At 72.9% G+C, this 24955-nt stretch carries 19 protein-coding genes; 3 read left to right on the forward strand and 16 right to left on the reverse strand.

Annotated features, from left to right (window positions below; all coding sequences use genetic code 11):
- Nucleotides 1–33: 33 nt before the first annotated feature.
- The 10 genes from IO36_RS14380 to IO36_RS14425 form a co-directional block, all read right to left on the reverse strand.
- The gene (locus IO36_RS14380; RefSeq protein WP_078943186.1) at nt 34–1416 is read right to left on the reverse strand and encodes a vWA domain-containing protein; all 1383 of its coding nucleotides are present in this window, start codon (nt 1414–1416) and stop codon (nt 34–36) included.
- Complete coding sequence (locus tag IO36_RS14385) at nt 1413–2687, reverse strand: AAA family ATPase (protein WP_037620012.1); 1275 nt, start codon at nt 2685–2687, stop codon at nt 1413–1415. The genes IO36_RS14380 and IO36_RS14385 overlap by 4 nt, the downstream gene beginning before the upstream one ends.
- Nucleotides 2688–3212: 525 nt before the next feature.
- A complete protein-coding gene (locus IO36_RS14390) occupies nt 3213–4652 on the reverse strand; it encodes a hypothetical protein (protein ID WP_037620014.1) in 1440 nt (479 codons plus the stop codon).
- A gap of 271 nt (nt 4653–4923) precedes the next feature.
- Nucleotides 4924–6288 (reverse strand): hypothetical protein, encoded by a 1365-nt coding sequence (locus tag IO36_RS14395; protein WP_051900471.1) that lies wholly within the window; start codon nt 6286–6288, stop codon nt 4924–4926.
- A 180-nt stretch (nt 6289–6468) separates the two neighbouring features.
- Nucleotides 6469–7002: a DUF7144 family membrane protein gene (locus IO36_RS14400; protein ID WP_037620016.1), complete on the reverse strand. Its 534-nt coding sequence runs from the start codon at nt 7000–7002 to the stop codon at nt 6469–6471.
- Nucleotides 7003–7617: 615 nt separating this feature from the next.
- Nucleotides 7618–8682 (reverse strand): LLM class flavin-dependent oxidoreductase, encoded by a 1065-nt coding sequence (locus IO36_RS14405; RefSeq protein WP_037620018.1) that lies wholly within the window; start codon nt 8680–8682, stop codon nt 7618–7620.
- Entirely contained in the window at nt 8682–9206 is a 525-nt protein-coding gene (locus IO36_RS14410) for an SRPBCC family protein (protein ID WP_037620019.1), read from the reverse strand. Before IO36_RS14410 ends, IO36_RS14405 begins: the two co-directional genes overlap by 1 nt.
- Nucleotides 9207–9346: 140 nt before the next feature.
- Complete coding sequence (locus IO36_RS14415) at nt 9347–9844, reverse strand: winged helix-turn-helix transcriptional regulator (RefSeq protein WP_037620020.1); 498 nt, start codon at nt 9842–9844, stop codon at nt 9347–9349.
- A 136-nt stretch (nt 9845–9980) separates the two neighbouring features.
- Nucleotides 9981–11948 (reverse strand): N-acetylmuramoyl-L-alanine amidase, encoded by a 1968-nt coding sequence (locus IO36_RS14420; RefSeq protein WP_037620021.1) that lies wholly within the window; start codon nt 11946–11948, stop codon nt 9981–9983.
- A gap of 451 nt (nt 11949–12399) precedes the next feature.
- Nucleotides 12400–15051 carry a beta propeller repeat protein gene (locus tag IO36_RS14425; RefSeq protein ID WP_037620022.1) on the reverse strand — a complete coding sequence of 884 codons (2652 nt, stop codon included), beginning with the start codon at nt 15049–15051 and terminating at the stop codon, nt 12400–12402.
- A 488-nt stretch (nt 15052–15539) separates the two neighbouring features.
- On the opposite strand from IO36_RS14425, the gene IO36_RS14430 reads away from it, so the two are divergent.
- Complete coding sequence (locus IO36_RS14430; RefSeq protein ID WP_051900473.1) at nt 15540–17447, forward strand: DUF2075 domain-containing protein; 1908 nt, start codon at nt 15540–15542, stop codon at nt 17445–17447.
- 157 nt (nt 17448–17604) lie between these two features.
- Here the strand turns inward: IO36_RS14430 and IO36_RS14435 are convergent, their stop codons facing one another.
- From IO36_RS14435 to IO36_RS14445, 3 genes are read right to left on the reverse strand one after another with little or no spacing between them, the layout of a single operon-like run.
- On the reverse strand, nt 17605–18345 hold the full coding sequence (locus tag IO36_RS14435; RefSeq protein WP_425535529.1) for an FAD:protein FMN transferase: 741 nt from the start codon (nt 18343–18345) through the stop codon (nt 17605–17607).
- A gap of 1 nt (nt 18346) precedes the next feature.
- A complete protein-coding gene (locus tag IO36_RS14440; RefSeq protein WP_037620024.1) occupies nt 18347–18754 on the reverse strand; it encodes an FMN-binding protein in 408 nt (135 codons plus the stop codon).
- A 19-nt stretch (nt 18755–18773) separates the two neighbouring features.
- A complete protein-coding gene (locus tag IO36_RS14445; RefSeq protein WP_037620025.1) occupies nt 18774–20111 on the reverse strand; it encodes a ferredoxin reductase family protein in 1338 nt (445 codons plus the stop codon).
- A 318-nt stretch (nt 20112–20429) separates the two neighbouring features.
- Between IO36_RS14445 and IO36_RS14450 the strand changes: the two genes are divergently transcribed.
- Both IO36_RS14450 and IO36_RS14455 read left to right on the forward strand, forming a co-directional pair.
- Entirely contained in the window at nt 20430–21128 is a 699-nt protein-coding gene (locus IO36_RS14450) for a response regulator transcription factor (RefSeq protein ID WP_037620026.1), read from the forward strand.
- 17 nt (nt 21129–21145) lie between these two features.
- Complete coding sequence (locus IO36_RS14455) at nt 21146–22585, forward strand: HAMP domain-containing sensor histidine kinase (protein ID WP_425535530.1); 1440 nt, start codon at nt 21146–21148, stop codon at nt 22583–22585.
- Nucleotides 22586–22695: 110 nt separating this feature from the next.
- Here the strand turns inward: IO36_RS14455 and IO36_RS14460 are convergent, their stop codons facing one another.
- The 3 genes from IO36_RS14460 to IO36_RS14470 form a co-directional block, all read right to left on the reverse strand.
- Nucleotides 22696–23295: a DUF5994 family protein gene (locus IO36_RS14460; protein ID WP_037620027.1), complete on the reverse strand. Its 600-nt coding sequence runs from the start codon at nt 23293–23295 to the stop codon at nt 22696–22698.
- A 330-nt stretch (nt 23296–23625) separates the two neighbouring features.
- The gene (locus tag IO36_RS14465) at nt 23626–24024 is read right to left on the reverse strand and encodes a DUF5994 family protein (protein ID WP_037620028.1); all 399 of its coding nucleotides are present in this window, start codon (nt 24022–24024) and stop codon (nt 23626–23628) included.
- A gap of 43 nt (nt 24025–24067) precedes the next feature.
- Nucleotides 24068–24664: a hypothetical protein gene (locus IO36_RS14470; protein WP_051900475.1), complete on the reverse strand. Its 597-nt coding sequence runs from the start codon at nt 24662–24664 to the stop codon at nt 24068–24070.
- Between the last annotated feature and the right edge of the window lie 291 nt (nt 24665–24955).

Genomic DNA, 24955 nt, shown 5'->3' on the forward strand with positions numbered 1-24955 from the left:
GATGCGCCTGCGCGGGCATCGGAGCGGCTCGCCTCAGCCGATCTCGACCACGCGGGCCCAGGCGGGCGGGCGGTCGGGGACGTAGTCGGGGTCGTCCTCGTCGCACTCGCCGCCCGCCCGGCGGGCGAAGAGGCCCACCACCGTCCGGCACGGGGGCCGCGTGTCCGGCCAGGGGGTCTGTCCGTCGGTCAGGACCACGACGACGTCGGGCACCGGCCTGACCCGGAGCGCCGCCCTGAATCCCGAGCGCAGGTCCGTCCCGCCGCCGCCCAGGAGCGGGATGCCCTCGGCCCGGCACAGGGGGTGCGCGACCCGGGCCGCCGCGTCGCACGAGACGACGGTGACCAGGTCGCGGCGGCCGCCCACGGCGCGGGCGATCGCGGCGACCTCCAGCAGCGCGCTGCCCAGCTCCGTGTCGCTGACCGACCCCGAGGTGTCGATGACCACCGAGACCCTCGGCGGTCTGCGGCGCAGGCTCGGCAGCACGGCCCCGGGCACCGAGGCCGAGCGCCGCGACGGGCGCCCGTACGTGTAGTCCTCCCCCACGCCCGGCCCCGACGCCGCGGAACGGACCGCGGCCCCCAGCAACTCCCGCCAGGGCTGCGGCGGGTGGAAGGCCTCCTCGGCCCAACGCTCCCACCCCGCCGGGTTCCTCCCCGGGCGGGCCTTGATGCCCTGGGCCACCCGGAACCGGACCGCGTCGCGCTCCTGCGCGGTGAGGCCGTGCGCGCCGTCCGGCCCGAGGTCCCACTCCCTCTCGCGCCCGTCGGCCCCGCTGCCGCAGTCCAGCCAGGCCAGGCTCTGTGTGTGCGGCCCCAGCCGGAACAGACGCAGGTACTCCTCCATCAGCTTCCCGGAGGGCAGGTTCAGGAACTCCGGGGTGACGGCGCCCTCGGGACAGGCCAGCCCCTCACCGAACGCGTCGTCGTTGATCTCGCAGTCGGCGGCGATGTTCATCCGCAGCCGCTCCGCCGGGCCGGTCAGCCCCTGGGCGCGGGCGAACCGCTCGCTGCGGTCGTGGTGGTCGCGCAGCAGGTGCGACACCTCGTGCACCCAGACACCGGCCAGGTCCTCGACGGGCGTACGGTCCACGAACCCCGGCGAGACGTAGCACCGCCAGTGCCGGTCCACGGCCATCGTCGGCACCCGGCGCGAGGCGACGGTGTGCAGGGCGAACAGCGCCGTCGCCAGATAGGGCCGGGCACGGGCCGCGTGCAGCCGGGCCGCGTAGAGCTTGTCGAGGTCCAGGCCGAGGTTCGGGTCGAAGGCCAGGTCCGGGTGCGGGTGCGAGTCCGGGTGCCGGTGCGGGTCCGGGTGCGGGTGCGGGGCCGAGACCGGGTGCGGGGCCGGGTCCGGGTCCGGGTGCGGGTACGAGTCCGAGGCCGGGTGCGGCGCCCGTGGCGCGGGCGCCGTCATCGGCGGGCCCCGGCGGCGAGCGCGACGCGGGCCGCCGCGTCGTCCGCGCGCCGGGACAGGGTGACCGCTCCGGCCAGCCGCTCGATGGACTCCGGGACGTCCCAGTCCTCCCGGCGCAGCGTCGCCAGGGTCGTCGCGGGCACGACGACCAGGTCCGGGGCGCCGGTGTCCAGAGCCCGTACGAGCAGCGCCCAGGCGGCGTCCCAGCGGTCCTTGTCCGGCCGCTCGCGGACCGCGGCCACCACACCGTCGAGAACGGCCTGACGCAGGTCACCGCGCTCGGGCAGGACGGCGGCCGCCGGGTCGGCGAGCAGGGTCTCGGGGTCGGGCAGGTCCATGCGGTCCACGCTCGCCAGCAGTTCGAGCCCCGGGCCGTCGCCGACCGCTCCGCGTACGAGCAGGGAGAGCACGTCCCGCGAGGAGCCCGCGGCGTGCGCGAAGGCGATGAGCTTCAGGGCCGCCTCCCAGCTCCGGGGCGAGGGCCAGGCACCGCCCCGCCGGGCCTCGCCGCCGGGCAGCCTGTGGACGAGTCCGGGACGGGCCGCCAGGAGTCCGCACACGGCGCGGCGGGCGAAGTCCACGGCATCCGGGAGCAGATGCGGGTCGAGCCGGGGCAGGCTCGCGCGCGGCCAGGTCCCGCCGAGTCCGCGTACGACGACGTCGTGGTCGTGGGTCCACTGGAGGTGAACGAACCGGTTGGCCAGCGGCGGGCTCAGTTCCCAGCCGTCGGCCGCGGAGGAGCGGGGGTTCGCGGCGGCCACGATCCGTACCCCGGGCGGAAGCCGGAGGGCACCGACGCGCCGCTCCAGGACGAGGCGGAGCAGGGCGGCCTGGACCGCCGGGGGCGCGGTGGACAGTTCGTCCAGGAACAGCAGTCCCCGGCCGGCCCGCACGAGCCGCACCGCCCAGTCCGGCGGGGCCATGGGGACGCCCTGTTCGGCGGGGTCGTCGCCGAGGACGGGCAGCCCGGAGAAGTCGGAGGGCTCGTGGACGCTGGCGATCACCGTGGTCAGCGGCAGGTCCAGGGTCTCGGCGAGCTGGGTCAGGGCCGCGGTCTTGCCGATCCCGGGCTCTCCCCACAGGAGGACGGGCAGATCGGCGGCGACGGCGAGGGTCAGCGCCTCCAACTGGATGTCGGACCGCGGCTCCGTCTCGGTGTCGCGGAGCAGGGCGGACAGGGCGTCGGCGACGTCGAGCCGGCCGGCGCCGACCGGGTCGCCGACCGGGCCATCGGTCGTGTCGGCGGGAGCGAAGGAACTGCTTGTGGACATGTCTGATCACCTTTGAGTTCGTGAAGGGACCGCTCAGGCAGGGGACTTGGGCCCCAGGGCGGTCAACTGGCGCTGGGCGGACGGTGGACGAGCGGGCGGCCGGTGACCGCGTCCCGGGGTCGGCGGGCGATCGCCTCACACCCGGTGGACGAGCGGGCGGCGATCCGTCGCCTCGCGCGGACGGCGGGCGAGCGGTCGGCGTGCGGTCATGACGTGCGGGCGGTGGACGAGTGGGCGGCGCCCGTCGCATCCAGCGGGAGGTGAGCGGCGAGCGGTCATGGCATGGGGGCGGTGGACGAGTGGGCGGCGGCCGGTCGCGGCCAGCGGGAGGTGAGCGGCGATCGGTCGGCGGGTCGGCGGGCGGTCATGGCATGGGGCGGTGGACGAGTGGGCGGCGGCCGGTCGCGTCACGCGGAAGGTGAGCGGCGAGCGATCGGCGTTCAGTTGCCTGGCGCGGTAGCGGACGGCCGTGTCACGCACCTGCGAGAGGGGGGGTGGGTCTGCGAGACGGGGGTGGGGCAGGGGTCAGCGGGCGGTCGTGTCGCGTGGGTGGGAGCGGTGGTCGCGGGGCCGGGCGGGTCCCGGGGTGAGAGGACCGGGTGGGGGGCCGGCCAGGCCCGCCCGGAACAGCCCGTACATGAGCCGCCGTTGCGCGGCGGCCCGGAGTTCGTCCCGCAGCGCGCCGTCGCGCAGCACGGCCTCGGGACCCAGCAGTCCCTCGACGACGGCCAGCGCCCCGGCGGTGTCGCCGTGCCGCAGCCGTTCCCGGACGCCGGTCAGGCAGTGCGGCCGCCGGTGCGCCTCGTCGATGACCCGGAGGCAGGGAAGCGGTGTGCCGGTCAGCGCGACCAGCAGTTCCTCCCGGCGGATCTCGGCCGGATCGTGGTCGAGCGGCACGAGTACGCCGTCGACGAGACCGATCCGGTGCACGGCTCCCCTGCACTCCACGAGGCGGGACGCCTCCGCAGGATCCGGACCCGCGCCGGACGCCGGTCCGGCGGGGGCGTGTTCCGGTACCAGCGCCGCGGCGACCAGCGGATGCAGCCGCCCGGCCGCGACGGCCCCGGCGCGGAGCAGCGCCAGGTCGGGCAGCGTCCAGGTCGCGGCGTCGGGCAGGGCCGGCACCGCCCGACCGCCGCCGTCCGGGCCGGTGGGCGCGGCGGTGATCCGCAGTTCGGGCGGCCCGGGGCGTGCCGGGTCCGCGGCCACGTCCAGGAGCGCCCACCGGTGCCTCCCGAGCCGCACGCCGACGGTTCCGGCCGTACGTCCCTGGTCGGCCAGCAGGATCGCCGCTTCGTCCGCCCACCGGCCGACGGCACAGCCGAGGTCCGGGGACACCGGCCACGACGGTTCCCCCGTCCCCGTACAGGCGTCGTCCGTCGGCTGATCGGCCCCGGCCCTGACCCGCAGCTCACCGGTCCTGCGGGCGTCCCACAGGTGGCGGTGCAGGTCCAGGCGGTACCGCCGGCTGGGTCGGGGGTGCGGATGGCGGCGGGCCCCGGTGTCGAGGGCGAACCGGACCCGGGACGCGCCGGGAGCCGGGTCCCACAGGGCGAGGTTGAGTCGCTGGCCGCCGTCCGCCCAGGCCGGCGGAGTACGGACGACGAGGTGCACGGGACGGACGACACCGTCCCGCCCGGCATGCTCGTACCGGGCCAGGGTGATCGTCAGTCCGGGACGCAGCAGTCCGTCGGGGGCGACTCTCGGCAGGTGCCAGCGCAGCAGGTCGGGAGCCAGATGCCGGAGGTCACGGCGGAGCCCGGCCGCCAGTTCGCGGCCGTGGGTCCGTGCAAGCGACCGGTGATCGAAGTCGATGTCGACACCGGCGGCGGCGCAGGCCCCCGCCCAGTCGCCGTGGTGGCGGCGGGCGGTCGCGGTCTCGATCATGGCGGGCGGCACGGCGAAGTCGCGCACGCGCGGCCAGAAGGAGAGGAGGGAATCCTCGTACGCGGTCGAAGTGAGCATCAGCACTCACCTTGCGCGGACGGGTCCCCCCATCTGATCGGGGAGGAATGTGTCATCGACCGGAGGGTAGCCCGGCACCGACGATCCGGCAGGCGATTTTCCGCGCACACCGCTCCGGCGCCCTCGTCGGGACGACGGACGGAACCGGTCAGGGCCGGACGGGAGCGAGGACGACGGCGGGCGCGCGGGACGAGGACGGGCTGCGCGGGACGGGACGAGGACGGGGCGCCCGGTCGGAGAACGGGCGCCCCGTCACGCATGCGACCGTCCGTCAGGCCGGGCTCTTGGCCGCGGGCCCCGCCGGCGGCCCTCCCCCGGCACCGGCCAGGTGCGGGGTCCCGTCGTCGTCGAGGAACTCGACCACCGCCAGGGCCAGCAGGGCCAGTACCGCGATCCAGACGGTGACCACGGCCGTGGGGTAGTTCCAGACCAGCAGGATCACCACGGCGACCACGACCACGGTCCAGTTGAGCCACGTCTTGACCCGGTGCACCCACGCGCCGACCGCGCCGAGTTCGACCCCGGTCGCCGTCCGCACCGCGCCGATGCCGCCGGTCCAGGCCGCGTTGACCCGGGTGGCCGCCCGGCCCCTGCCGGTCAGCCAGGCCGCCAGCGCCACGATGACGCCGAGGGTGATGATCAGGCGTACCGAGGTCCGCAGGTAGCGCACCAGGGTGTCGAAGATCGAGGCGGCGGCGGGCTGGGAGACATCCGCCGGGAGGCCGTCGAGATAGATCGCCCGGAAGATCCACAGGGCGATGCCGAGGACGGCGGCCCCGGCCGCCACCAGCAGCGCCGCCGTGACCAGGGCGCGGCGTCTGCGGACGGCGAGCAGCACACCGCCGGCCGCCAGCAGCAGGGTCAGGACCGGCAGCCAGAACCCGACCAGCTCGAGCAGCCGGTACAGCTTCTTGGCCTTGCCGATGGAGTCGGAGGTCATCACGGTGAAGTTCGTGTGGACCTGGGGGATCTTCGCCGCGACGGTGAGCCCCTGGTCGACGAGCGCCTGCTTGACCTGGTCGACGACGGGGGCGAGGTCGATGACGACGGCGTCGTTGGTGAGCTTGACCGCTCCGCCGCCGCTCCCGGTCAGCGCCTTGTCGACGGCGGCGTGCGCCCTGCGGTTCAGCTGGGTCCACAAGGTGGCGAACGCGTCGCTGCTGACGAACTTCAGCGCCACGGTGTGCACGAAGTCCTTGATGCCGCTGGTGATCGGACCGCTGAGCGGCCCGAGGGCCTTGGTCAGCCGGGGCCGGTCGGCGGGGGCGACCGACTGGAGCAGGGTCTCGACGTCGACGTGCTGCATCACCGCGTCGGTCACGCGGTTGGCGACGGCGTTCTGGATGTCCGGGTCGGAGGCGAGCGGCTGCATGGTCTGTACGTAGCGGTTCGTGTTCCCGATCAGATCGCTCGACCAGGCCGCCACGGCGCTCAGCGGGGTGAGCAGGGCCGCGAGGAGCACCAGGACGACCGCGAAGGTCGAACGGACGCGGTGGTGCTGGCGCTTCGGCGCGCGCTGCTCCAGTTCGGCGACCCGGGCCCGCAGTTCGGCGATCTCCCGGGCGTCACCGCTGCCCGCGGCGTCGCCCGCACCGCCGCCGTTCGCGGTGCCGCCGCCCGCCTGCCCGGCGTTCACCTCGGCTCCGGATCGTTGCCGGTGCCCGGGGCGCCGGGCGCGGGCAGCCCTGCCGGCGTCCGCTCCGTCACGTCGTCCATGGCGCGTCTCGTTCCGCTCGTTCCGGTTCGTGGGTTCGTCGGCACTGCGACGGTCCCGTCCCGGCGGCGCTTCTTCGCGCGGGGCCGGGACGGGGACGGGTCAGCGCGGCTGCCGGCCGTCCGGCCGGTACGTGGCCAGGGCCCAGATGATGAAGACGTCGATGGCCAGCAGGATCACGGACCAGATCGGCGCGTACGGCAGGAACATGAACTGGAAGAGCATGCTCAGCGACGCCAGCACGATGCCGGTGATCCGGGCCCAGCCGGCGTCCTTGAGGATCCCCCAGCCGGTGACTGCGGCGATCGCGCCGAGGATCAGCAGGATCCAGCCCCAGCCGGTGAGGTTGATGCGGTAGACGTAGTCGTTCACGCGCGTGTAGACGTCGTCCTTGGCTATCGCAGAGATGCCCTGGAGGATGTTCAGACCGCCGTTGACCAGCAGCAGGACGCCCGCGAAGGTGACTCCGCCGGCCGCCCAGCCGCTGCTGCCCGAGGGCGGCGGGCCCAGGCCGCCCGCGGCGGGACCGGCTCCGGACCACTGGTCTCCCCACAGCGGCATGTCTCCGCCGCTCGGCTGGGATCCCGTGCCGCCACCGGGCGGGGGGCCCGGAGGCCTCGAAGAATCCTGGCTCATGTTCGACCACCTCGCTGCGCTGTCGGCCGCCGGCCGTCCCCGCGCCGGAAGCATCGGGGAGTTCGAGCGTCCGTCGACCGCTCCCCGCCCGCCACGGGGACTCCGCCGACCGGGTGACACGGAGGCCGCGGGCGCGCCGTACGACGGCGGCAGGCCCCGTACCGGGGGTACCGAGGAAGCGCCCCGACGGCCGTCCCGGCCTCACGGACGGCCCGACCACCGCCTCCCCTCACCGCCCGCCGCCACGGACCAGCCGACCCCGCCTCCACTCACCGCCCGCCCCACGAACCGCCCGATCACCGGGCCTCACGATCAGCAGCCCGGGCACCCCGTCCCCCGCGCCCACCCGGTCACCGGCCCCGCGGGCCAGGCGACCCGTCCCCTCACCACGCCCCCCCAGGCCAGGCGACCCCATCCCCCTCACCCGCACGCCCCGCAGACCGCCCGATCACCGGACCCCACGGACAACAGCCCGGGCACCCCGTCCCCCGCGCCCACCCGGTCAGCGGCTCCCCGGCGGGTCGGCGCACCCCCGATCACCGGGTCGTCCGCGCCACCCGCCACCCGCCGGCCACCCGTCACAGGCTGGCCCGGGCCCCCAGGGCCGCCCGCTCCTCATCCCCCCGCGCCAACCAGGTTCCCCTCCCGCACCAGCTCCAGCGCGCGCCCCAGTGTCGTGAGCCGCTCGTCCAGGGTTTCGCCGGCCGGGTAGAGGCGGACCGTGTCGACTCCCGCGGCGCGCCAGACGCGGAGCCGCTCGCGGACCATGTCCTCGGTGCCGATGAGGGTGGTGCCGAGGACCATCTCGTCGGTCACCAGGGCGGCGGCGCCGTCCCGGTCCCCGGCCTGCCAGCGCGCGTGGACCTCCGCTGCGGTCTCCGCCCAGCCCTGCCTGCTGTACGCGGCGTTGTAGAAGTTGGTGGTGGCGGAGCCCATTCCGCCCAGGCTGAAGGCGAGTTCCTTCTTCCGGCCGGCGACCATGGCGCGCAGCGCGTCCTCGTCCTCCGCGAACGCCACCTCGGCGCCCTGGCAGATGTCGAGGTCGGCGCGGACCCGGCCCGCCGCCGCGAGGCCCGCGTCCAGGTGGTCGAAGTAGGCCTCCTTGGCGCCCTCGGGCACGAAGCTGGTGCCCAGCCAGCCGTCGGCGATCTCACCGGTCAGGTGCAGCATCTTCGGCGACAGTGTGGCGAGGTAGACGGGCAGGTCGTGTTCGGCGCGGATGGACAGCCGCATGGGCCGCGCCTCGCCGCCCGGCAGCGGGATCGTGAACTCCCGCCCCTGGTAGGCGAGTTTCTCCCCGGCGACCGCCTGCCGGACGATCTCCACGGTCTCCCGCATCCGGGAGAGCGGACGGGCGAACGGCACGCCGTGCAGCCCCTCGATCACCTGCGGGCCGGAGGGACCGAGGCCGAGGAGGAAGCGTCCGTCGGAGAGGTTGGAGAGGGTGATCGCCGCACGGGCGATGGCCGCCGGGGTGCGCGTCCCGAGCTGGATGATCCCGGAGCCGAGCAGCAGCCGGTCGGTCCGCGCGGCCAGATAGCCCAGCGGGGACGGCGCCTCGGAACCCCAGGCCTCCGCGACCCAGCAGATGTCCATCCCGAGCTTCTCCGCCTCGACCACGAAGTCGACGGTCTCCCGCCAACCGCCGCCCGACGCCTCGATCGTCGTGGAGGTACGCATCAGGCGTCCGCCCCTTCTGCGTTCTCGGCCAGCTTCCTGATCGCCTCGACGGTCCCGGTCATGCTCCGCTCGAACTCCCGCAGCCGTACGAACACGATCTTCTGCTCCTTGTCCGGCATCCGGTCGATCGCGAAGGACAGCCCGGAGCGGCCGGGCCCCATCCGCATCCACTGGGTCAGTTCGGTTCCGCCGTCCGCCTCCCGGAGACCGAACCGCCAGAGCGCGCTGGGGTGTTCGGGGTCCCCTACCGCCCAGGCGAACACGCGACAGGGCGCGCACTCCACCACGTACGAGGTGGTCTCCCACTCCCCCAGCGAGGGGTGTCCGCTGCGCCCCACGAACCGGGCGCCGACCGCGGGCGCGGTCGCCCCGTCGAGCCACTCGGCCGACCTGAGCTCCGTGCTCAGCTCCGGCATCCGCCGGATGTCGGAGACCAGGTCCCACACCCTGCGCGGTGGGGCGTCGATCCGTGTCCGCACCTCGACGGTCGGCTGGTCCGCGTAGCGGGCGCCCGTCCACTCCATGCTCTCCGGCCTTCCTCTCGCCCCCAGGAAGCCACCCCTCCCAGGGCCCCGACCTTGAGAGTTGCTTAGATAGACTGACCTGTCAAGGAAAACCGCCCCCGGCTCGCGGGCCGGAGGCGGAAACGGGGAAGCGTGCGGGCTCAGGCGGTGAAGCGCTCCCGGATCTCCGGGCGCTCGGCGAGGTGCGGCGGATAACCGGGGCCGAGCCGCGGCCGGGTGTCCTCCGAGGTCATCGGCTCGCCGCAGTCGGCGCACACGACCGCGGCCTCGCTGCGGTGCCCGCAGCGGTCGTGGTGGAAGACGACCGGCGGCCCCTGTTCGTCGCTGAGCCAGCGGTTGCCCCAGCTGTTCATCGCGGCCAGCACCCCGAAGAAGTCCCGGCCCATCTCGGTCAGCAGATAGTCGTAGCGCACCGGGTCCGTCTGATAGGCCCGCTTCTCCATGAGCCCCTCGTCGACCAGCCGGCGCAGCCGGTCGGTCAGCGTGTTGCGCGCGATGCCGAGCTCCTGCTGGAACGCGTCGAACCGCTTGATCCCGTAGAACGCCTCGCGCAGCACCAGCGGCGTCCACCAGTCGCCCAGCAGGTCCATGGTGCGCGCGATGGAGCAGGGCCAGTTCGCAAAAGAAGTCCGCCTCACGCACCCAGCATACGAGGGTCTCGACAACGGACCCGGCAGGTCGGAGCGGCAGTGGACGCCCCGTCCCCGACAGCCGTGTGCCCGGCGCGCCCCTGGGACGCGCCGGGCACCGGTCCGGCCGGGAGGAACCCCCGGGTCACCCGTTCGTGGCGGTCCCGTCCGTGGCGGTCACGTCCGACGAGTAGACCAGCGCGACGCGGTGGTTGTACTGGATGGTGTACATCTGCTTGGCGCCGACGACGACCGCTCCGGAGGTGAAGTAGTCGTCGGTGTTGGCCGGCGGCCGGGTGGCGACGTACGCCTGGCCGGCGGGCACGGTGTAGTAGCTGATCGGCGCCTGCGTCGACGGGGACAGCCCCGCGGGGTACTCCGCCCGGTCGGGGTAGCTGGAGCCGTAGACCGCCACCGGGGTGGTGCCCGCGGCGGAGACCAGCGTCACGTCGTGCGCGGGCACGGTGTTGGCACCACCGGGGTTGTGGAACCAGACCATGGAGCCGCTGTACCAGATGGCGGTCCAGTCGCCGTCGACGCCGGCCACCACGAACTGCTGCCCCGCCTGCGCGGTCGATCCCCAGTCGTTGATCCGGTCGGTGCCCGCCGCGCCCTTGTGGACGGCCTGGTCGCCGAAGAGCGGGGCCGTGTCGCTGGGCCCGGTGCGCAGGAACACGAAGTTGGACGACTGCTGCTGCTCGGTGCACGCGGTGGTGGCACCGGTGGGGTCGTCGCCGGGGCAGATCTGCACGGTCTGCTGGTTCCCGGTGAAGCCCGGGGCGATCGTCACCGCCGAGCCGACCGGCCCGACCCCGTGCTCGCCGTCCACCGGGGCGCCGAGCAGGCTCATCAGGTGCTCCCAGTCCCAGGACGTGCCCGGGTCCCAGTGCATGCCCGAGACGAGGCTGGAGCTCGGACCGGCGACGTTGTCGTGGCCGACGATGTGCTCACGGTCCAGCGGGATGCCGAACCGGTCCGCGAGGTAGCGCACCAGGGACGCCGTGGCCTCGTACTGCGCCTCGGTGTACCAGGTGCCGCCGTGCGCGGCGTACCCCTCGTGCTCGATGCCGATGGAGTGCAGGTTCGTCGAGTAGTTCCCGGCGTGGAAGGCGATGTCCTTGGTCGGCACCATCTGCGTCACCGCGCCGTCCGAGGCCCGCATCACGTAGTGGGCGGAACTGCCGCCCGCCTTCTGGAAGGTCGCGATGGCGGACTCGTACGACGACTCGGTGTCGTGGATGACGATGGTGTCGATCCTGATGCCGTTGGCCGGACGGTTGGAGACCTGGCCGTTGGAGGACGCCGCCGGCAGGAACGTGCAGGAGACCTCCGTCGGGCATTCGGTCTCGGTCGCCGTCGCCGCGACGCCGGTCAGCGCCGGCTTGCCCGACTGCGTCTTCGCGCCACGGACGTCGCCGTCGGCCGTGAGCGACACGCGCTGGCCGTCCTGGGTCACGCGCGCGGCCCCGGACCTGAGGGTGGCGAAGACGCGGTCGGCGAAGGCGGTGGCGCTCCGCTTCTGCGGCGAGCCGCTGTAGCGGGCCACGGCCCCGTACCACTGGCCCGGGTCCGAGGAGCGGCTTCCGGAGACGGCCTGCTGATAGGAGGCCAGGAGCGCGGCACCGCCCGCGATGTTCGCCGAGGGATCGTTCCGCAGTTCGGCGGGGCTCAGACCGGTCAGCTTCGCCGCCGCCCGCAGCGTATGCAGGGCCGGGTCCTTCGCCAGGGCGGCGAGGTCACCGCGTCCCACCGCTCCGGCCGGACCGGAGGCCAGCATCGCGGGGGTCACGTCGGTGAGGTGCATCGGGCCGTAGCCGCCGCTGGTGCTCATCCGGCCGGCATGGGCGTCCCATGCCGACTCCTGGTACCCCACGGCGAGCAACACGCCGACGGGGACGTGGTACTTGGCGGCGGCGGCCGTGAAGGCGTGCTGCCGCGCGCTCGATCCGGACGGTGCGGCGGTACCCGACGGTCCGGCGGTCCGGGCCTCGGCGGCCGTCGGCGCCAGGGCGGCCAGGGTGCCCGCGGTCAGCGCGGTCGCGGCGGCTAAACCGATCAGCCGACGGCGGGCCCCGCGCTTACGGGCGGCGCCGTCCGCCGTCTTCTTCGTCATCACGTGTTTCCGTACTCCAGCGGGAAAGAGAAGCGGCCGTCGCACAGCCGGACGGCGGAACCGACGCCACTTCGAGGGGGAGAACAAGGAAATTCCGGAGATCTCCGCATCGCGGCCGACCCCGGAAAGGACTTCTGCCCGGCCTACGGTACGCGGCGGCCCACCGCTTTCCGCACCCGGCACGAGCGTCACGCCGTGACGACAACCCGTCGCAGGTCAGCAGTGCTTGATGGAGCATCAGACAAAGCAGACCGAAAAGGGAATCCCCGTATCACGCGGCGAATTCCCGCATTCCGCCGCAGGCCATGCACCGAACGCCCCGCATGCCGCACGGCACGCCCTCAGCAAGTCGCGCTCCCGCCCTTTTGCCGCGGGTACGCCGCGCCCCGCCCGCACGAAGCGGGGGCGGTCCCGAAAGGAGGAAACCGGGACCGCCCCGCACATCACCGTGTCAGCCGAGCTCGCGCAGCTTCACCGCGTAGATGCCGCGGCCGTGCGTGGCCGCGTACAGGGTGCCGCCGTCGGGGCTCGTCCTCAGCTGGAGCACCGCGACCGCCGCGAGGCTGCCGACGCGCTGCCACTTCGTACGGCCCGGCGCCCGGTAGACGACTCCGAGGTCGGTGGCGACGGCGAGACCGCCGTTCGCCGTGACGAGCGCGGAGTTGGCGGGCACGTCCGGAAGGCCGGTGGAGATGTCCTTCCAGGTGGTGCCGCCGTCCTTCGACTCGAAGACATGGCCGACGCCCGCGCCGGGGCCCTCGGTCCAGTGCCGGGAGAAGCCGTTGACCGCGAGGAACACGTGGTCGGCGTTCTTCGGGTCGATCGCGAAGCCGCTGAGGTAGCGGTTGGGCACCGTGCCGTCCGCTCCGGTGGCCGGGAGGGAGATGTCGTGCCAGCCCGTGCCGTCCGCGTTGCCGACGGAGATGCCGCGGGCGAAGCCCTGGTTGTTGCAGGGGCCGCACCAGGCCGCGTACACCTTGCCGCCCGACGCGGCCACGGCGGTCGCGGTGCGCCCGGCGCCGAAGTCGTGGACGCTCGTCCACTCGGAGCCACTGCGGATGGCGTAGCCGTGGGTCTGCACCCACACGTGCCGGCCGCCGGCGATCCATGTCGAGCTGTTCTTCATGTCGGCCGCGAGCGGGGCGATGAAGCGGGCCTCACTGGTGGCGTTGTCGGCCGGGGCGACGTTGTACGAGGTGACCTTGCTCGGGTCGGCGACCCAACTGCCGTCGTTCACGGCGCAGTTCTGGGTGACCTGGACGGAGAGGTAGACGTACTCCTCCGCGATGTTGCAGCCGTCGGCCGGGTCGGTGAGGGTGTCGCCGCCGTCACCGCCGAAGTTGGAGCCCATCACCGTGTCGTTGCCGCGCAGGATCGACTGGCCGTTGTCCTGCAGTCCGCCGGTGACGGAGACGCCGCCGTACGTACGGTCCCTGCCGATGCCGACCGAGTAGTACTGGAGGGTGTCGATGGTGCCGTCGTTGAGCGAGGTCCAGTCGGTGGCGTGGCCGGAGGCGTCCTGGGCGCCGTCGACCGGACGCCGGTAGGCGCCGCCGTCGTTGCCGACGTAGACGTAACTCCTGCCGTGGTAAATGCCGATGGCCACACCGTGCTGGTCGGAGTGGGTCGTCTGGTGGCAGTCGCCGGTCTGCTTGGCCGGGTCGATGCTCCAGCAGGAGAAGCCGAAGTTCCAGTACGGGCCGACGGTCGACCAGCTGCCGCCGCCGTCCTTGGACTCGTAGACCTCCTCGAGTCCCGCGTACACGTGTTCGGCGTTCGCCGGGTCGACGGTCAGGAACTGGTTGTACCAGGCCTGCACGCCCGGCATGTATCCGCTGGAGGTCAGCGCCGAACCGTCGGCCGCGAGCTGCTTGTAGTCGGCGACCTTCGTCCAAGGTCCGCTGGGAGAGCCGGACTTGGAGACGAAGATGCCTTCCAGGCCGCTGTCCGGGTTGGTGTTCAGCTGCTCCGGGGACTGGTCGATGGCGTAGTAGCGGGAGCCGTCGGCCGAGCGGGCGAACGTGACGCTCCCGACGTCGTCCGCGTCGGCCGGAAGGTCGCCCAGACCGCTGGTGATCCGCGTCCAGGCTCCGCCGGAGCCCTTGCTGTAGAACCCGTTGTAGTCGTCACCGCTGCGCCAGCCGACCGCGAGGACCACCTTGGCGGGGTTCTTCGGGTCGATCGCGATGTCGTTGGTGATGTTCTTGTAGGGCGCCGAGGGGTCGTCGGCCAGTGAACCGCCCGGCAGATACGCCGGGTTGGGCGCGAACTCCAGCTTCCAGGCGCCGCCGAGCTTCGTGGTGGAGTGGCTCCACACGCCCTCGCTGGTCGCCGCCCACACCTTGCCGCCGCCGAACCGCAGTTGATGGATGGTGGTGCTCTCCAGCTCGTCCCCGCCGACCCGGCTGCGGGAGGAGAACGTGCCGTGCCGCGGGTCGCCCAGCACGTACACCCCGCTCCCGAGGTACGCGTCCGCGTTGGTGTTGGCCTCGCCGGTGCCCAGCCACAGCCGCCCGGAGCCGTCCAGCGCCAGGGCGCCGGTCGACTGGGAGGGCAGCCGGTCGCTGATGGGCTGCCAGTGCCCGCCGCCCGACCGGGACCGCCACACGCCCCCGCCCGCACTGCCGGCGTAGACGTACCCGTCGCGGCCCGCCGCCATCGCGGCCATCCGCCCGGTGACCTTTCCGGACCCGCCGCTGGAGTTGGAGTCGTAGTCGCGGTACCGGGAGTCGTCGGAGTCGTACGGCAGACCGGTGACGTGCCGCCAACTCCCCTTGGTGGAGGGGAGTGCAGCCAGATCACGCCACGCGGCCCCGTAGGCCCCGGGCGCCACGACACCGGGCGAGGTCCGCGCCTCGGCGTACTGGTCGGCCCCCTCGGCGATCTCGTCGGCCTCGTTCCCGTCGTCGTCCTCGGCGGCCGCCTTGGGCGCGACGGACCCCCCGGACTCCCGGTGCTCCGCCGCGAGTTGCTTGAGGGCCCGGACCCCGAAGGGGCTCCCGCCCCGACCGGGCGCCGCGCCCGCGGGTATCGCGACGAGGCCGGCGGACGCGGTGATGGCACAGATCGTGAGCCATCGTCTCTTGCGCGCTGTTGCAGACAACAGTTCCTCCCGAACAGGCTTCGACACAGCCGTCGCAGGAGACCCGACCACGCACACAGACCCCCGTCCACCATTTGGACAACCCTTGAACAGAACCTGCCAGATTCCACATCCACACACGAAGGGCCCCAAGCCGATCAAGAGGTACGGGGACCCGGCGCCGCTCCCACTAGGCTCGAGGCACCACACGGCCCGACACACCCACCCTCGCGGCCACGCCAGCCCTCGCCGCCGTGCTAGCTGCGCGCCCTCGTCACCGACGCCAACGCCCGCAGCCGGCGGAACACCACGTGACCCTGGCAGCCCGTCATCGTGGCCGAGTCCCCTGTCCTGTCCATCCCCTTGGTCCAACCGCTCGCCTAGGATGGCCAGAACCATCTCAGCGGCCCGCCGGGCTTCCTGATCCGCCTCGCGAGAACGCGTGGCGGGCCTCAAAGGACATGCCCCCACCCGCACGAGTCTTCTTCGTGCTGCCTGGGGGCACTTCCTTGCTGTTCCGTGAGTCCGCGGCGTCGGTGGCCGCCCGCATCCTCGAAGGGTCGCTGGCGCTGCATCTGAACGAGAACTTCCGCCACCAGCACGGCCGGAAGGCCGGGCAGTCGGAAGTGAGGTCCTGGGAACGCAGCCTCCCGGCGTTGGTCAACGCCCTGCTGGATGCCGGACTCGGCGACGTCGAGGTCCTCATCGAGTACAGCCTGCCCCTCACCAGCAAGCGCGCGGACGCCGTCCTCGCGGGCGTGCACCCCACCACGGGCGAACCGTCCTACGTCGTGGTCGAACTGAAGCAGTGGAGCGAGGCCCACCCGGAGGAGGACGAGCCGCTGCTCTGCCGGATCGACGCGTACGCGCACCCCGTGCTGAACCCGATCGAGCAGGTCCGCGGGTACTGCGAGTACTTGCTGGCGTTCAACGGGGCGCTGGAGCGCATGCCGAGGTCCCTGGCCGGGGTGGCGTTCCTGCACAACGCGACCGAGTTCGGCGTCGCGAGTCTGCGGGGCGTCGAAGAGGACCAGCACGGACGGATGTACACCGGCCAAGAGCGCGGCGCCTTCCTGGACTTCCTGCGCTCGCGGCTCGCCGCGAAGCCCGGTGCGGAGGCTGCCGACGTACTGCTCAGCGGGAGGATCCGGCCGTCGAAGCAGCTCATGGCCGTCGCGGCCGCGGAGATCCGCGACCGCGAGCAGTTCGTCCTCCTCGCCGAACAGCGGGTCGCCTACGAACAGGTGATGTCCGCCGTACGCAAGGCGAAGCGGTCCAACCACAAGCAGGTCGTCGTGGTGACGGGCGGTCCCGGCTCCGGCAAGAGTGTCGTCGCCCTGTCGCTTCTCGGCGAGCTGTACCGGCGCGGAGACACAGCCCTGCACGCGACCGGCTCCGCCTCGTTCACCAAGACCATGCGCAAGGTCGCCGGGACACGCATGCCCGCCGTGCAGAAGCTGTTCATGTATTTCAACAGCTTCATGGACGCCGAGCCGAACGATCTCGACGTACTGATCTGCGACGAGGCCCACCGGCTGCGGAAGACCTCCGCCAACCGCTACACCAAGGCCGAACTGCGCACCGGCCGGCCTCAGGTGGCCGAGCTCATCGACGCGGCCCGGGTGCCGGTGTTCCTGCTCGACCAGCACCAGGTGGTGCGGCCCGGTGAGATGGGGACGAGGGAGGCGATCAAGCGGGCCGCCGCCGAGAAAGGCCTGGACTGCACGGTCGTGGAGCTGGACGGCCAGTTCCGGTGCGGCGGGAGCGACGCGTACGAGAAGTGGGTCGTCGACCTCCTCGGTCTGGAGGGCGGCACGCCCTCCGTGTGGGAGCCGGACGGCAAACTGGAGCTGCGGACCGCCGAGACCCCGCAGGAACTCGAGGGCTTCCTCGTCGCGCGCCGCGAGGCGGGCTACGGGGCGCGCATGTCGGCCGGCTACTGCTGGAAGTGGACCACCAAGGTCACCCCGGCCATGACAGCACTTCCCACCGACGTGGTCATCGGCGACTGGGCGCGGCCCTGGAACGTGTACGGCGACCGGTCCGTGCTCGGCGCGCCGCCCGCGCCTCTGTGGGCCACCGATCCGGCCGGCTTCGGACAGGTCGGCTGCGTCTACACCGCGCAGGGCTTCGAGTACGACTGGTCCGGCGTGATCATCGGCCCCGACCTGGTGTGGCGTACGGACCGCTGGGTCGTGGACCGGTCCGCGTCGAAGGACCCGATCTTCACGAAGGCGACGCCGGACAGCGACATCGACCGGCTGATCCGCAACACCTACAAGGTGCTGCTGACCCGGGGCATGGTCGGCACGATCATCTACTCGACGGACCCGGAGACGCGCGACAAGCTCCGCTCCCTGGTCCGTCCGAAGTCGGAGGCGCCGACGCGACCCCTTGTGCAGCAAGTTCGCCGCTGAGGACCGCGCCTGACGGGCCTCCAACGGTCGCCGGCGTGGAACCGCGCCCTGTCCCGGAGCACTCCTCCGCCGGAGTGCGCCATGCCCGTGCCGACCGGGCCGTGCCCTCCCCCTGACTCGTGGTCTCCCGGGCAGCCGTCGCCGGGGAGACCGGCGGTCAGGCTGCTCTCGGCACCCCCTCCCCCACCGGAAACCCCTCCGACCTCAGCACCCGCCCCCCGGGCAGTACCGCGAACACCTCGCAGCCCGGCTGGGACGCGGCCCAGTCGATGCCCTCGGGGCCCATCGCGAAGGCCGCGGTGGCGATCGGGTCCGCCTCGGTCAGGGTGGCGGCCGTCACCGTCACGCTGAGCAGTGCCGTCGCCGGGCGCCCGGTGCGGCCGTCGACGATGTGGTCGCCGCGCTCGTAGCGGGCGGACGTCGCGACCGCGCCGTCGGTCAACTCCAGCGTGGTGCACAGCATGTCGGCGTGCTCGGGATGGCGCACCCCCACCCGCCAGGGCCCGCCGGAGACGACCACGTCTCCCCCGGCGTTGAGGCAGAACCGGCGTGCGCCGGCCGCCCGCAGCAGCTGCGCGCCGCGCTGCACCGCCCAGCCCTTGACCACCGCGCACGGGTCGAACCCGCGCCCCGGCGGCCGCACGTCGAACGCGCCTCCGGTGGCACGGCGGTAGTGCTCGCACAGGTCGAGCACCTCCACGAGGTCCTCGCTCAGCTCGTGCCGCGCGAGCTCGCCGCGGCCGTGGCACGCCACCTCGCTGCCGGGCCTGAACGGGCTGAACCGTTCGTCCACCTCGCGCAGCCAGGCGAAGACCGCGTCCGCGGCCCGCTCCGGTACGTCCGCGTCATCGACCCGGAGCGAGACGGGGAACCCCATGACGTGCTCGACGCGCCGCACGTCAGGCGCCCTTCGCGTCGATCGCGGCCTGGAGGGAGGTCCGGTAGGCGTCGCTGGTGATGGTCGCCCCGGTGACCGTGTCGACGTCCGCGCTCTGCGCCTTCAGCGTCTGCGCGACCAGCTTCGGCACCGCAGCCCGCGTCTGCGGGTGGTCCGGCTGCTGGAGCATCCGCACCGCGGTGATCCTGCCGCCCTCGAAGGACGCCTCGACCTGCACCGGGCCCTTGTCCGTCGTGACGGTCGTGCCCTTGACCACCGTGGCGGAGGAGGACCCCGAGGAACCGGATGGGGTAGAGGCAGCGGGGGCCGGGCCGGCTGTGGAGTCCGCGGGGGCCGCGGACGGCTCGTAGCGCCACACGGCGATCAGGCCCACGATGCTGAGGGCGACGACGGGTACGGCTCGCTTCACGATGTCTTCCTCGTCTGTCTCAGCCGGCCAGGCTGAAGCGCTCGAAGTGGATCTGCTGCTTGGGCACGCCGAGTTCGTCCAGCGTGGCGAGGACGGCGCTCATCATCGGCGGGGGCCCGCACAGGAAGACGTCGCGGTCGGCGATGTCCGGCACCATCCGCTTCAGCTTCTGCGGCGCCAGCTTGTCGGGTACGGACTTGCCGGTGACCAGGCGCAGATCGGCGCCCTTGGCGAGCGCGAGGTCGCGCAGCTCGTCGTAGAGGACCGCGTCGCGCTCGGAGGCGACCCGGTAGACGACGACCGTGTGGCCGTCGAGGTCCTCCAGGAGCGCGCGGATCGGGGTGACGCCCACGCCGCCCGCGATGAGCAGCGACGTGGAGCGTGTGCGGTGCAGGGTGGTGAAGGCGCCGTAGGGACCCTCGGCGAACACCCGCGTGCCGACCTTCAGATGGCGCAGCGCGGCGCTGCCCTCTCCGGCGGCCTTGGCGGTCAGGCGCAGACCACGGCCGTCGGGGGCGGCGGACAGGGAGAAGGGGTTGGCCTGCCACCAGCGGTCCCTGGTCAGGAACCGCCAGAGGAAGAACTGGCCTGCCTGCGCGGGCAGTTTGTCGAGGTCGCGGCCGGTGATGTGGACCGAGACCACGCTGTCGGACTCGTGGACGACCGCCGACACCCGGAACCGGTGGCGCCGGTTGCGCCACAGGGGCAGGGCGACCCGGCCGACGACGACCGAGCCCAGGGCGACGGTCCAGAGCCCGTACCAGTACGCCCTCGCGGCGGACGACGAGGTGAACGTCGTCCCCACCGCGACCTGGTGCGTGAAGGCGAGCACCACGGCCACGTACGCGTACAGATGGACGAAGTGCCAGGTCTCGTACGCGAGTCGGCGACGGGCGGCGCGGGCGGAGACCGCGCCGACGACGAGGACGAGCACGAAGGCGACGAGCGCGCGCAGGACGCCCTCGGTCGTCTCGGCGAGGTCGAGGATCTCGGTGACGGGGCCGACACCGGTGCCGTCGGCGTAGCCGAAGGCGATGAGGACGACGTGGGCGAGCAGCGTCCACAGCAGGGTGAAGCCGGTCCAGCGGTGCCAGCCGGTCAGCCGGTCCATGCCGATACGGCGGTCGAGCCAGGGCAGCCGGGCCACGAGGACCAGCTGGAAGGCCATGGCCAGCGCTCCGTACAGTCCGGCGAGGCGGCCGAGGACGATCAGGGCGTTGGAGGCGAAGCCCGCCCGGACGAAGAAGAAGGCGACCACGGCCGCGTTGACGGCGAGCACCGCGCAGAGGCCCGTGCGGGCCACCACCCTGGGGCGTACGGCCGTGGGGGGCGCAGGGGGCGACAGGACGGTCGTCACGGGACGGCGGCTCCTTGATCGGGTCGGGTCAGGTCGGATCGGGTCCGGCCGCAGGTCGAGGCGGGTCCGGCCACGGGTCGGGGCGGGGCAGGGCGGGTCCGGCCAGGGATCGGGGCGATCCGGCCGCGGATCGTTCGGGTCCGGCAGCGGATCTGGTCAGGTCCCGCCGCGGATCTGGGCGACCCGGCCGGGTGACTCCGAGCCTCGCTGGCGACAGCTGTCGGGAACCTGTCGATCGGCTGACAAGTCCTTATCAATGAGGCCGAGGTGTGAGCCCGGGCACACGGTCCGGCCCGCCCCGTGACGCAGTATGGGCGGGTGGAAAAAGTGCGCCTCCTGGTCGTCGACGACGACCCGCCGATAGCCGACCTCGTCGCGACCGTCGCCCGTTACGAGGGCTGGGACGCCGTCACCGCGAACACCGGTGAGGAGGCGCTCCGTCTGGCCGGCGAGTTCCACCCGGACATCGTGGTGCTGGACCTGATGCTGCCGGGCGTGGACGGCTTCGGCGTCCTGGACCGGCTGCGCCGCTCGGGCACGATGGTGCCGGTGGTCTTCCTCACCGCACGGGACGGCGTCGCCGACCGGGTGGCGGGGCTGACCCGGGGCGGCGACGACTACCTGGTCAAGCCGTTCGCGGTCGAGGAGCTGATGGCGCGTCTGCGCACCGTGCTGCGGCGCAGCGCGGGACCGAACTTCCAGCGCTCGGTGCTGCGGGTGGGCGACCTGTCGATGGACGAGGACACGCACGAGGTCCGCCACGGCGAGAAGCGGCTCACGCTCACCCCCACCGAGTACGAGGTGCTGCGCTTCCTGCTGCGCAAGTCGCCGACCGTGATGACCAAGGCGCAGATCCTCGACCATGTGTGGGAGTACGGCTTCGGGGGCCGCTCGAACGTGGTGGAACTGGTCGTCAGCCGGCTGCGCCGCAAGCTCGACGAGACGAGTGACACGGGCGCGCCCCTGATCCACACGGTGCGGGGCTTCGGCTACGTCGTCCGGCAGGCCGGCGAGTGAGGCGGCTGGTCGGCCTGGTGCGTGGGGCGCTGCGGCGGCTGCGGCTCGGCACCCGCCTGGCGCTGGGCCTCGGGGCGCTGTCCCTGGTGGTGTTCGCCGTCGTGGGCGCGGCTCTGACCACGTACATGCGGGACTATCTGACCAACCAGCTCGACGACCAGCTCGGGCTCGCCCAGGTCGCCCAGTCCAAGAGCGTCGCCGAGACCGGCACCCTCGAGGGCAAGAAGTACTACCGCTGGTTCTACGCGGTGTACGACGTCTCGGGGAGCGCCCCCGAGCTGCGCTCGCCCGAGGAGGCCGGCGATCTGCCCGAGGACATCGCGCCGTTCACGTCGCTGGCCGCGCGGGAGGCCGTCGACGGCACCGAGGTGCTGCGCACGGTGCACCTGTCGGGCTCGGGCGAGTACCGGCTGCGTGCGTGCGCGGTGAAGCCCGGGGTGGTCCTGGTCAGCGCCGCGCCGACGGACGGCATCAACGCCACGATGCGGCGGCTGATCGGGGTCCAGGTCGTCGCGTTCGCCGTCGCGCTCGCGGCGCTCGTGGAGTTCGGGCGGCGGATGCTGCGCCGGGGTCTGAACCCGCTCAGCGACATGGCGCACACGGCGCACGGCATCGCCTCGCACGACCTGACCGAGTCGGCGGCCCGGCTGCCGCTGCGGGCCGACGAGCGGGGCGGCGGCCCGGAGGTCGAGGAACTGCGTACGGCCTTCAACACGATGCTGGAGCACATCGACCGCTCGCTCGCGGTCCGCGCGGAGGCCGAGCGGCGGCTGCGCCGCTTCGTCGCCGACGCCTCGCACGAACTGCGTACACCGCTGATGTCCGTACGGGGCTACGCGGACCTGTTCCAGTACGCCGCCGCCAACGCCCCCGAGGAACGCGAGCGGCACCTGGCGCGGCTGCGCGCCGAGGCCGCCCGGATGGGGGTGCTCCTGGACGACCTGCTGCTGCTCGCCCGGCTGGACGCGGCCGAGGTGGACGCGCCGCTCCGGCTGCGCGAGGCGGATCTGGTGGGGCTGGCCGGGGAGGCGGCGGCCGCCTTCCGCGCCGGCCACCCGGACCGCCCGCTCACGGTCACGTCGCGGGCGGACGCGCTGGTCCTGAGCATGGACCCGCATCGCGTCCGCCAGGTCCTGGACAACCTGCTCACCAACGCGGCCGTGCACACACCGGCCGGCACGCCGGTGTCGCTGGAGGTCGTAGGGCTCTCCGACGCGGCGGTGGTACGGATCGAGGACGCGGGCCCCGGCGTCCCGCCCGCCGACGTGGAGAAGGTCTTCGACCGCTTCTACCGCGTCGACAAGGCCCGCACCCGAGACCGCGGCGGCACCGGCCTGGGCCTGTCGGTGGCCCGCTCCCTGGTCCACGCCCACGGCGGCACGATCACCCTGACCAGCACCCCAGGCACGACACGCTTCACGGTGACCCTGCCCCTACCGCGAACCGGAATGCCGTGAGGAAGGCGGGATGCGCCCACTGGGCTGTGAGTTGAGCAAGTTGATGAGGAGCACTGCGAAGGCGATCATCGTGAGGATCACGACCACGGTCACGAATGTCTGCATGGTCCTCACCTCCCCATCGGCTGATGCGGCATCGCGGCGGTGACGGTCGGGATCCGGGGACGTGCGGCCGGATCGCGGGCCTCATGGCCTCCTTCGGAGTCCCAGGCCGCTTCCACGGCCCCATCCGTCTCGGACACCGTGCGCAGGCTCGCCGCCTCCTCCATCAACCGGCTCGCGGTCGAGGTGCCCAGTGGATCGCTGGCGGCGGCCATCAGCCAGGCGGCCGACGCGGGAGTCGTCCGCGGCGGGACCACCAAGAGGTTCCAGCGACCCATGCGGTAGGAGAGCAGCAGCAGTTCGTGCGGGTCCTGCTCGGCCAGGAACCAGCCCACCTTCACCACGTGCCCGGCGACGGACACCTTGCACGGAGCGACCGGCCAGTGGGTGGGATTCGCCGCGACCCGGGTGATCCTCCCCCACAGCGGATCCAATACGGCCGTGAGGGAAGGAAGTTCGGCCCCGAGATCACGGGAGTGGGGCCACCATGCGCCATCCAGCAGAACCGGTGCCGTGCCGACGGGAGCGAGCGACAGACGGAGAGAGGTCGAGGAGAACACACGACCATCGGCTTCGGCTGTCGGCGTGAGGGAAACGGCCGCAGTCATGACGCGAACCCTGCCCCCGGGCAGGCCATGACCGGCCCGGCGTATTCGATCGCCGAAAACAACACGGGGCTGGAAGCCTGTGTGCGAAATATCCTCGGTGATTTCAGGCTACTCCTCCAACAGGTCCGACAGACCTCAGGGTCACCGGAGAGTCGACGTCATCGACCTCTGCTGCACCGGCTGTCCGCACGCTGCATCGAGCTGCTCGGCGTGTCGGCCTGTCGGCGTGTCGGGATCCTCCTCGCGGGCCCGCCGGGACGTCCCGCCGATCCCCCGGGAGACCGGCGCCGCGCCGCCCGTCTCGGCCGGGCGGCGCAGGGGCGGGTCCTGTCACACGTGATCGCCGGCGGCGACTGCCATGAGCGGGACGGCGGCCTCCTCGGTCGTGTCCGGAGGCACGACCAGCAGGTCCCAGCGCCCCTGGCCGGGGGCGAGCAGGACGATCGTGTGCGGGGCGGATTCCGCCACGTTCCTGCGCAGTCGTACGACCTGGTTGAAGACGAGCGTCCGGCCGGGCACCGCGGGCCACGTCGCCCCGTGGACGGTGACGCTGGTGATGTGACCCCACGCGCGTGGCAGACCGGCGAGCAGCTGAGGGAGTTCGGCGAGCAGGTCGGACGAACGGGGCCACCACGCTCCGTCGATGGGCCGGGGCATGCCGCTGCGGGGCGCGAGACGCAGCCGGAGGAGGGGGTGGGAAGGAGGCGGGAACTGCAGTGCGGTGGTCATGAAAGGCTCCTGCCAACTGCTTCAAGGGATTGAGGGGGTGGCATCAGGCGCGGCAGGCCGCGACCCGCGCCGCAGTCGGCCGGCGCAGGTCGTGCGCCCGGCCGAGGCGTTCGAGGAAGCGGATGACGGCGGCGGAGGGGGTGAGCCGGCCGCGGTCGACGCCGTGGCGGGCGCTGGTGGGGTCGGCGTGGTGGAGGTCGTGCCGGTTCTCGCCGAACGCGAGGAGGGCGAGGTGCCGCAGATCGGTGGCCCGGCCGGGGCGCCGCGCGCGGAAGGGGCGCTCGCCGATCAGGTGACAGAGCGAGTTCACGCTCCAGGTGACGTGGCGGAGCAGTGCGATCCGCACAAGTACCGCCCTCGGAAGGGCGGCTGAGCCGTACGGCCGCGTACCGCCGATGGCCCGAACCCCCGCGAGCGGCAGGGCGAGCGTGAGAACGCACAACGCCGGAAAGGCGCGGGCGATCGCCACGAACGGCAGGACGACGATCGCCGTCGTCACCGTGACGTACAGCCGCTCACCGCCGTCGCGCGCGGGTGCCGGGCCGTCGGGCGGGAAGGGGGACGTCCCGTCATGGCCCTGGGTCGGCGGGGCGGGGCCCGACGGTGTGACCGCCGCGGACGTGCTGGGACTTAAGGGCATACCCGACTCCTCGGCCTGGATGCGGATGCGCGGCCGGGGTCAGGGGCTGCCCATGTGAGGACGGTGGCGTGCTGTGGAAGGCAGATGGTGCGGAGTGCTACGGAGTACGAGACGCCGGTCCGGCACCGGTCGGGATTCCGGCATCGGGTTTCCGGAATACGGAAAGTCTTCGTCCCGCCTACCGTACTCCCGTCTGAGTCAACAGCGGCTGGTTTCGGAAGCAGCATCGCGTTCACACGGACGGAGCCCCCGATGAATCCCACTGGCCGCGAGCAGGTACCCGGGCCGGGA

Origin of the sequence: Streptomyces aureus (genome assembly GCF_000725495.1) — a bacterium.
GTDB lineage: Bacteria > Actinomycetota > Actinomycetes > Streptomycetales > Streptomycetaceae > Streptomyces > Streptomyces aureus_B.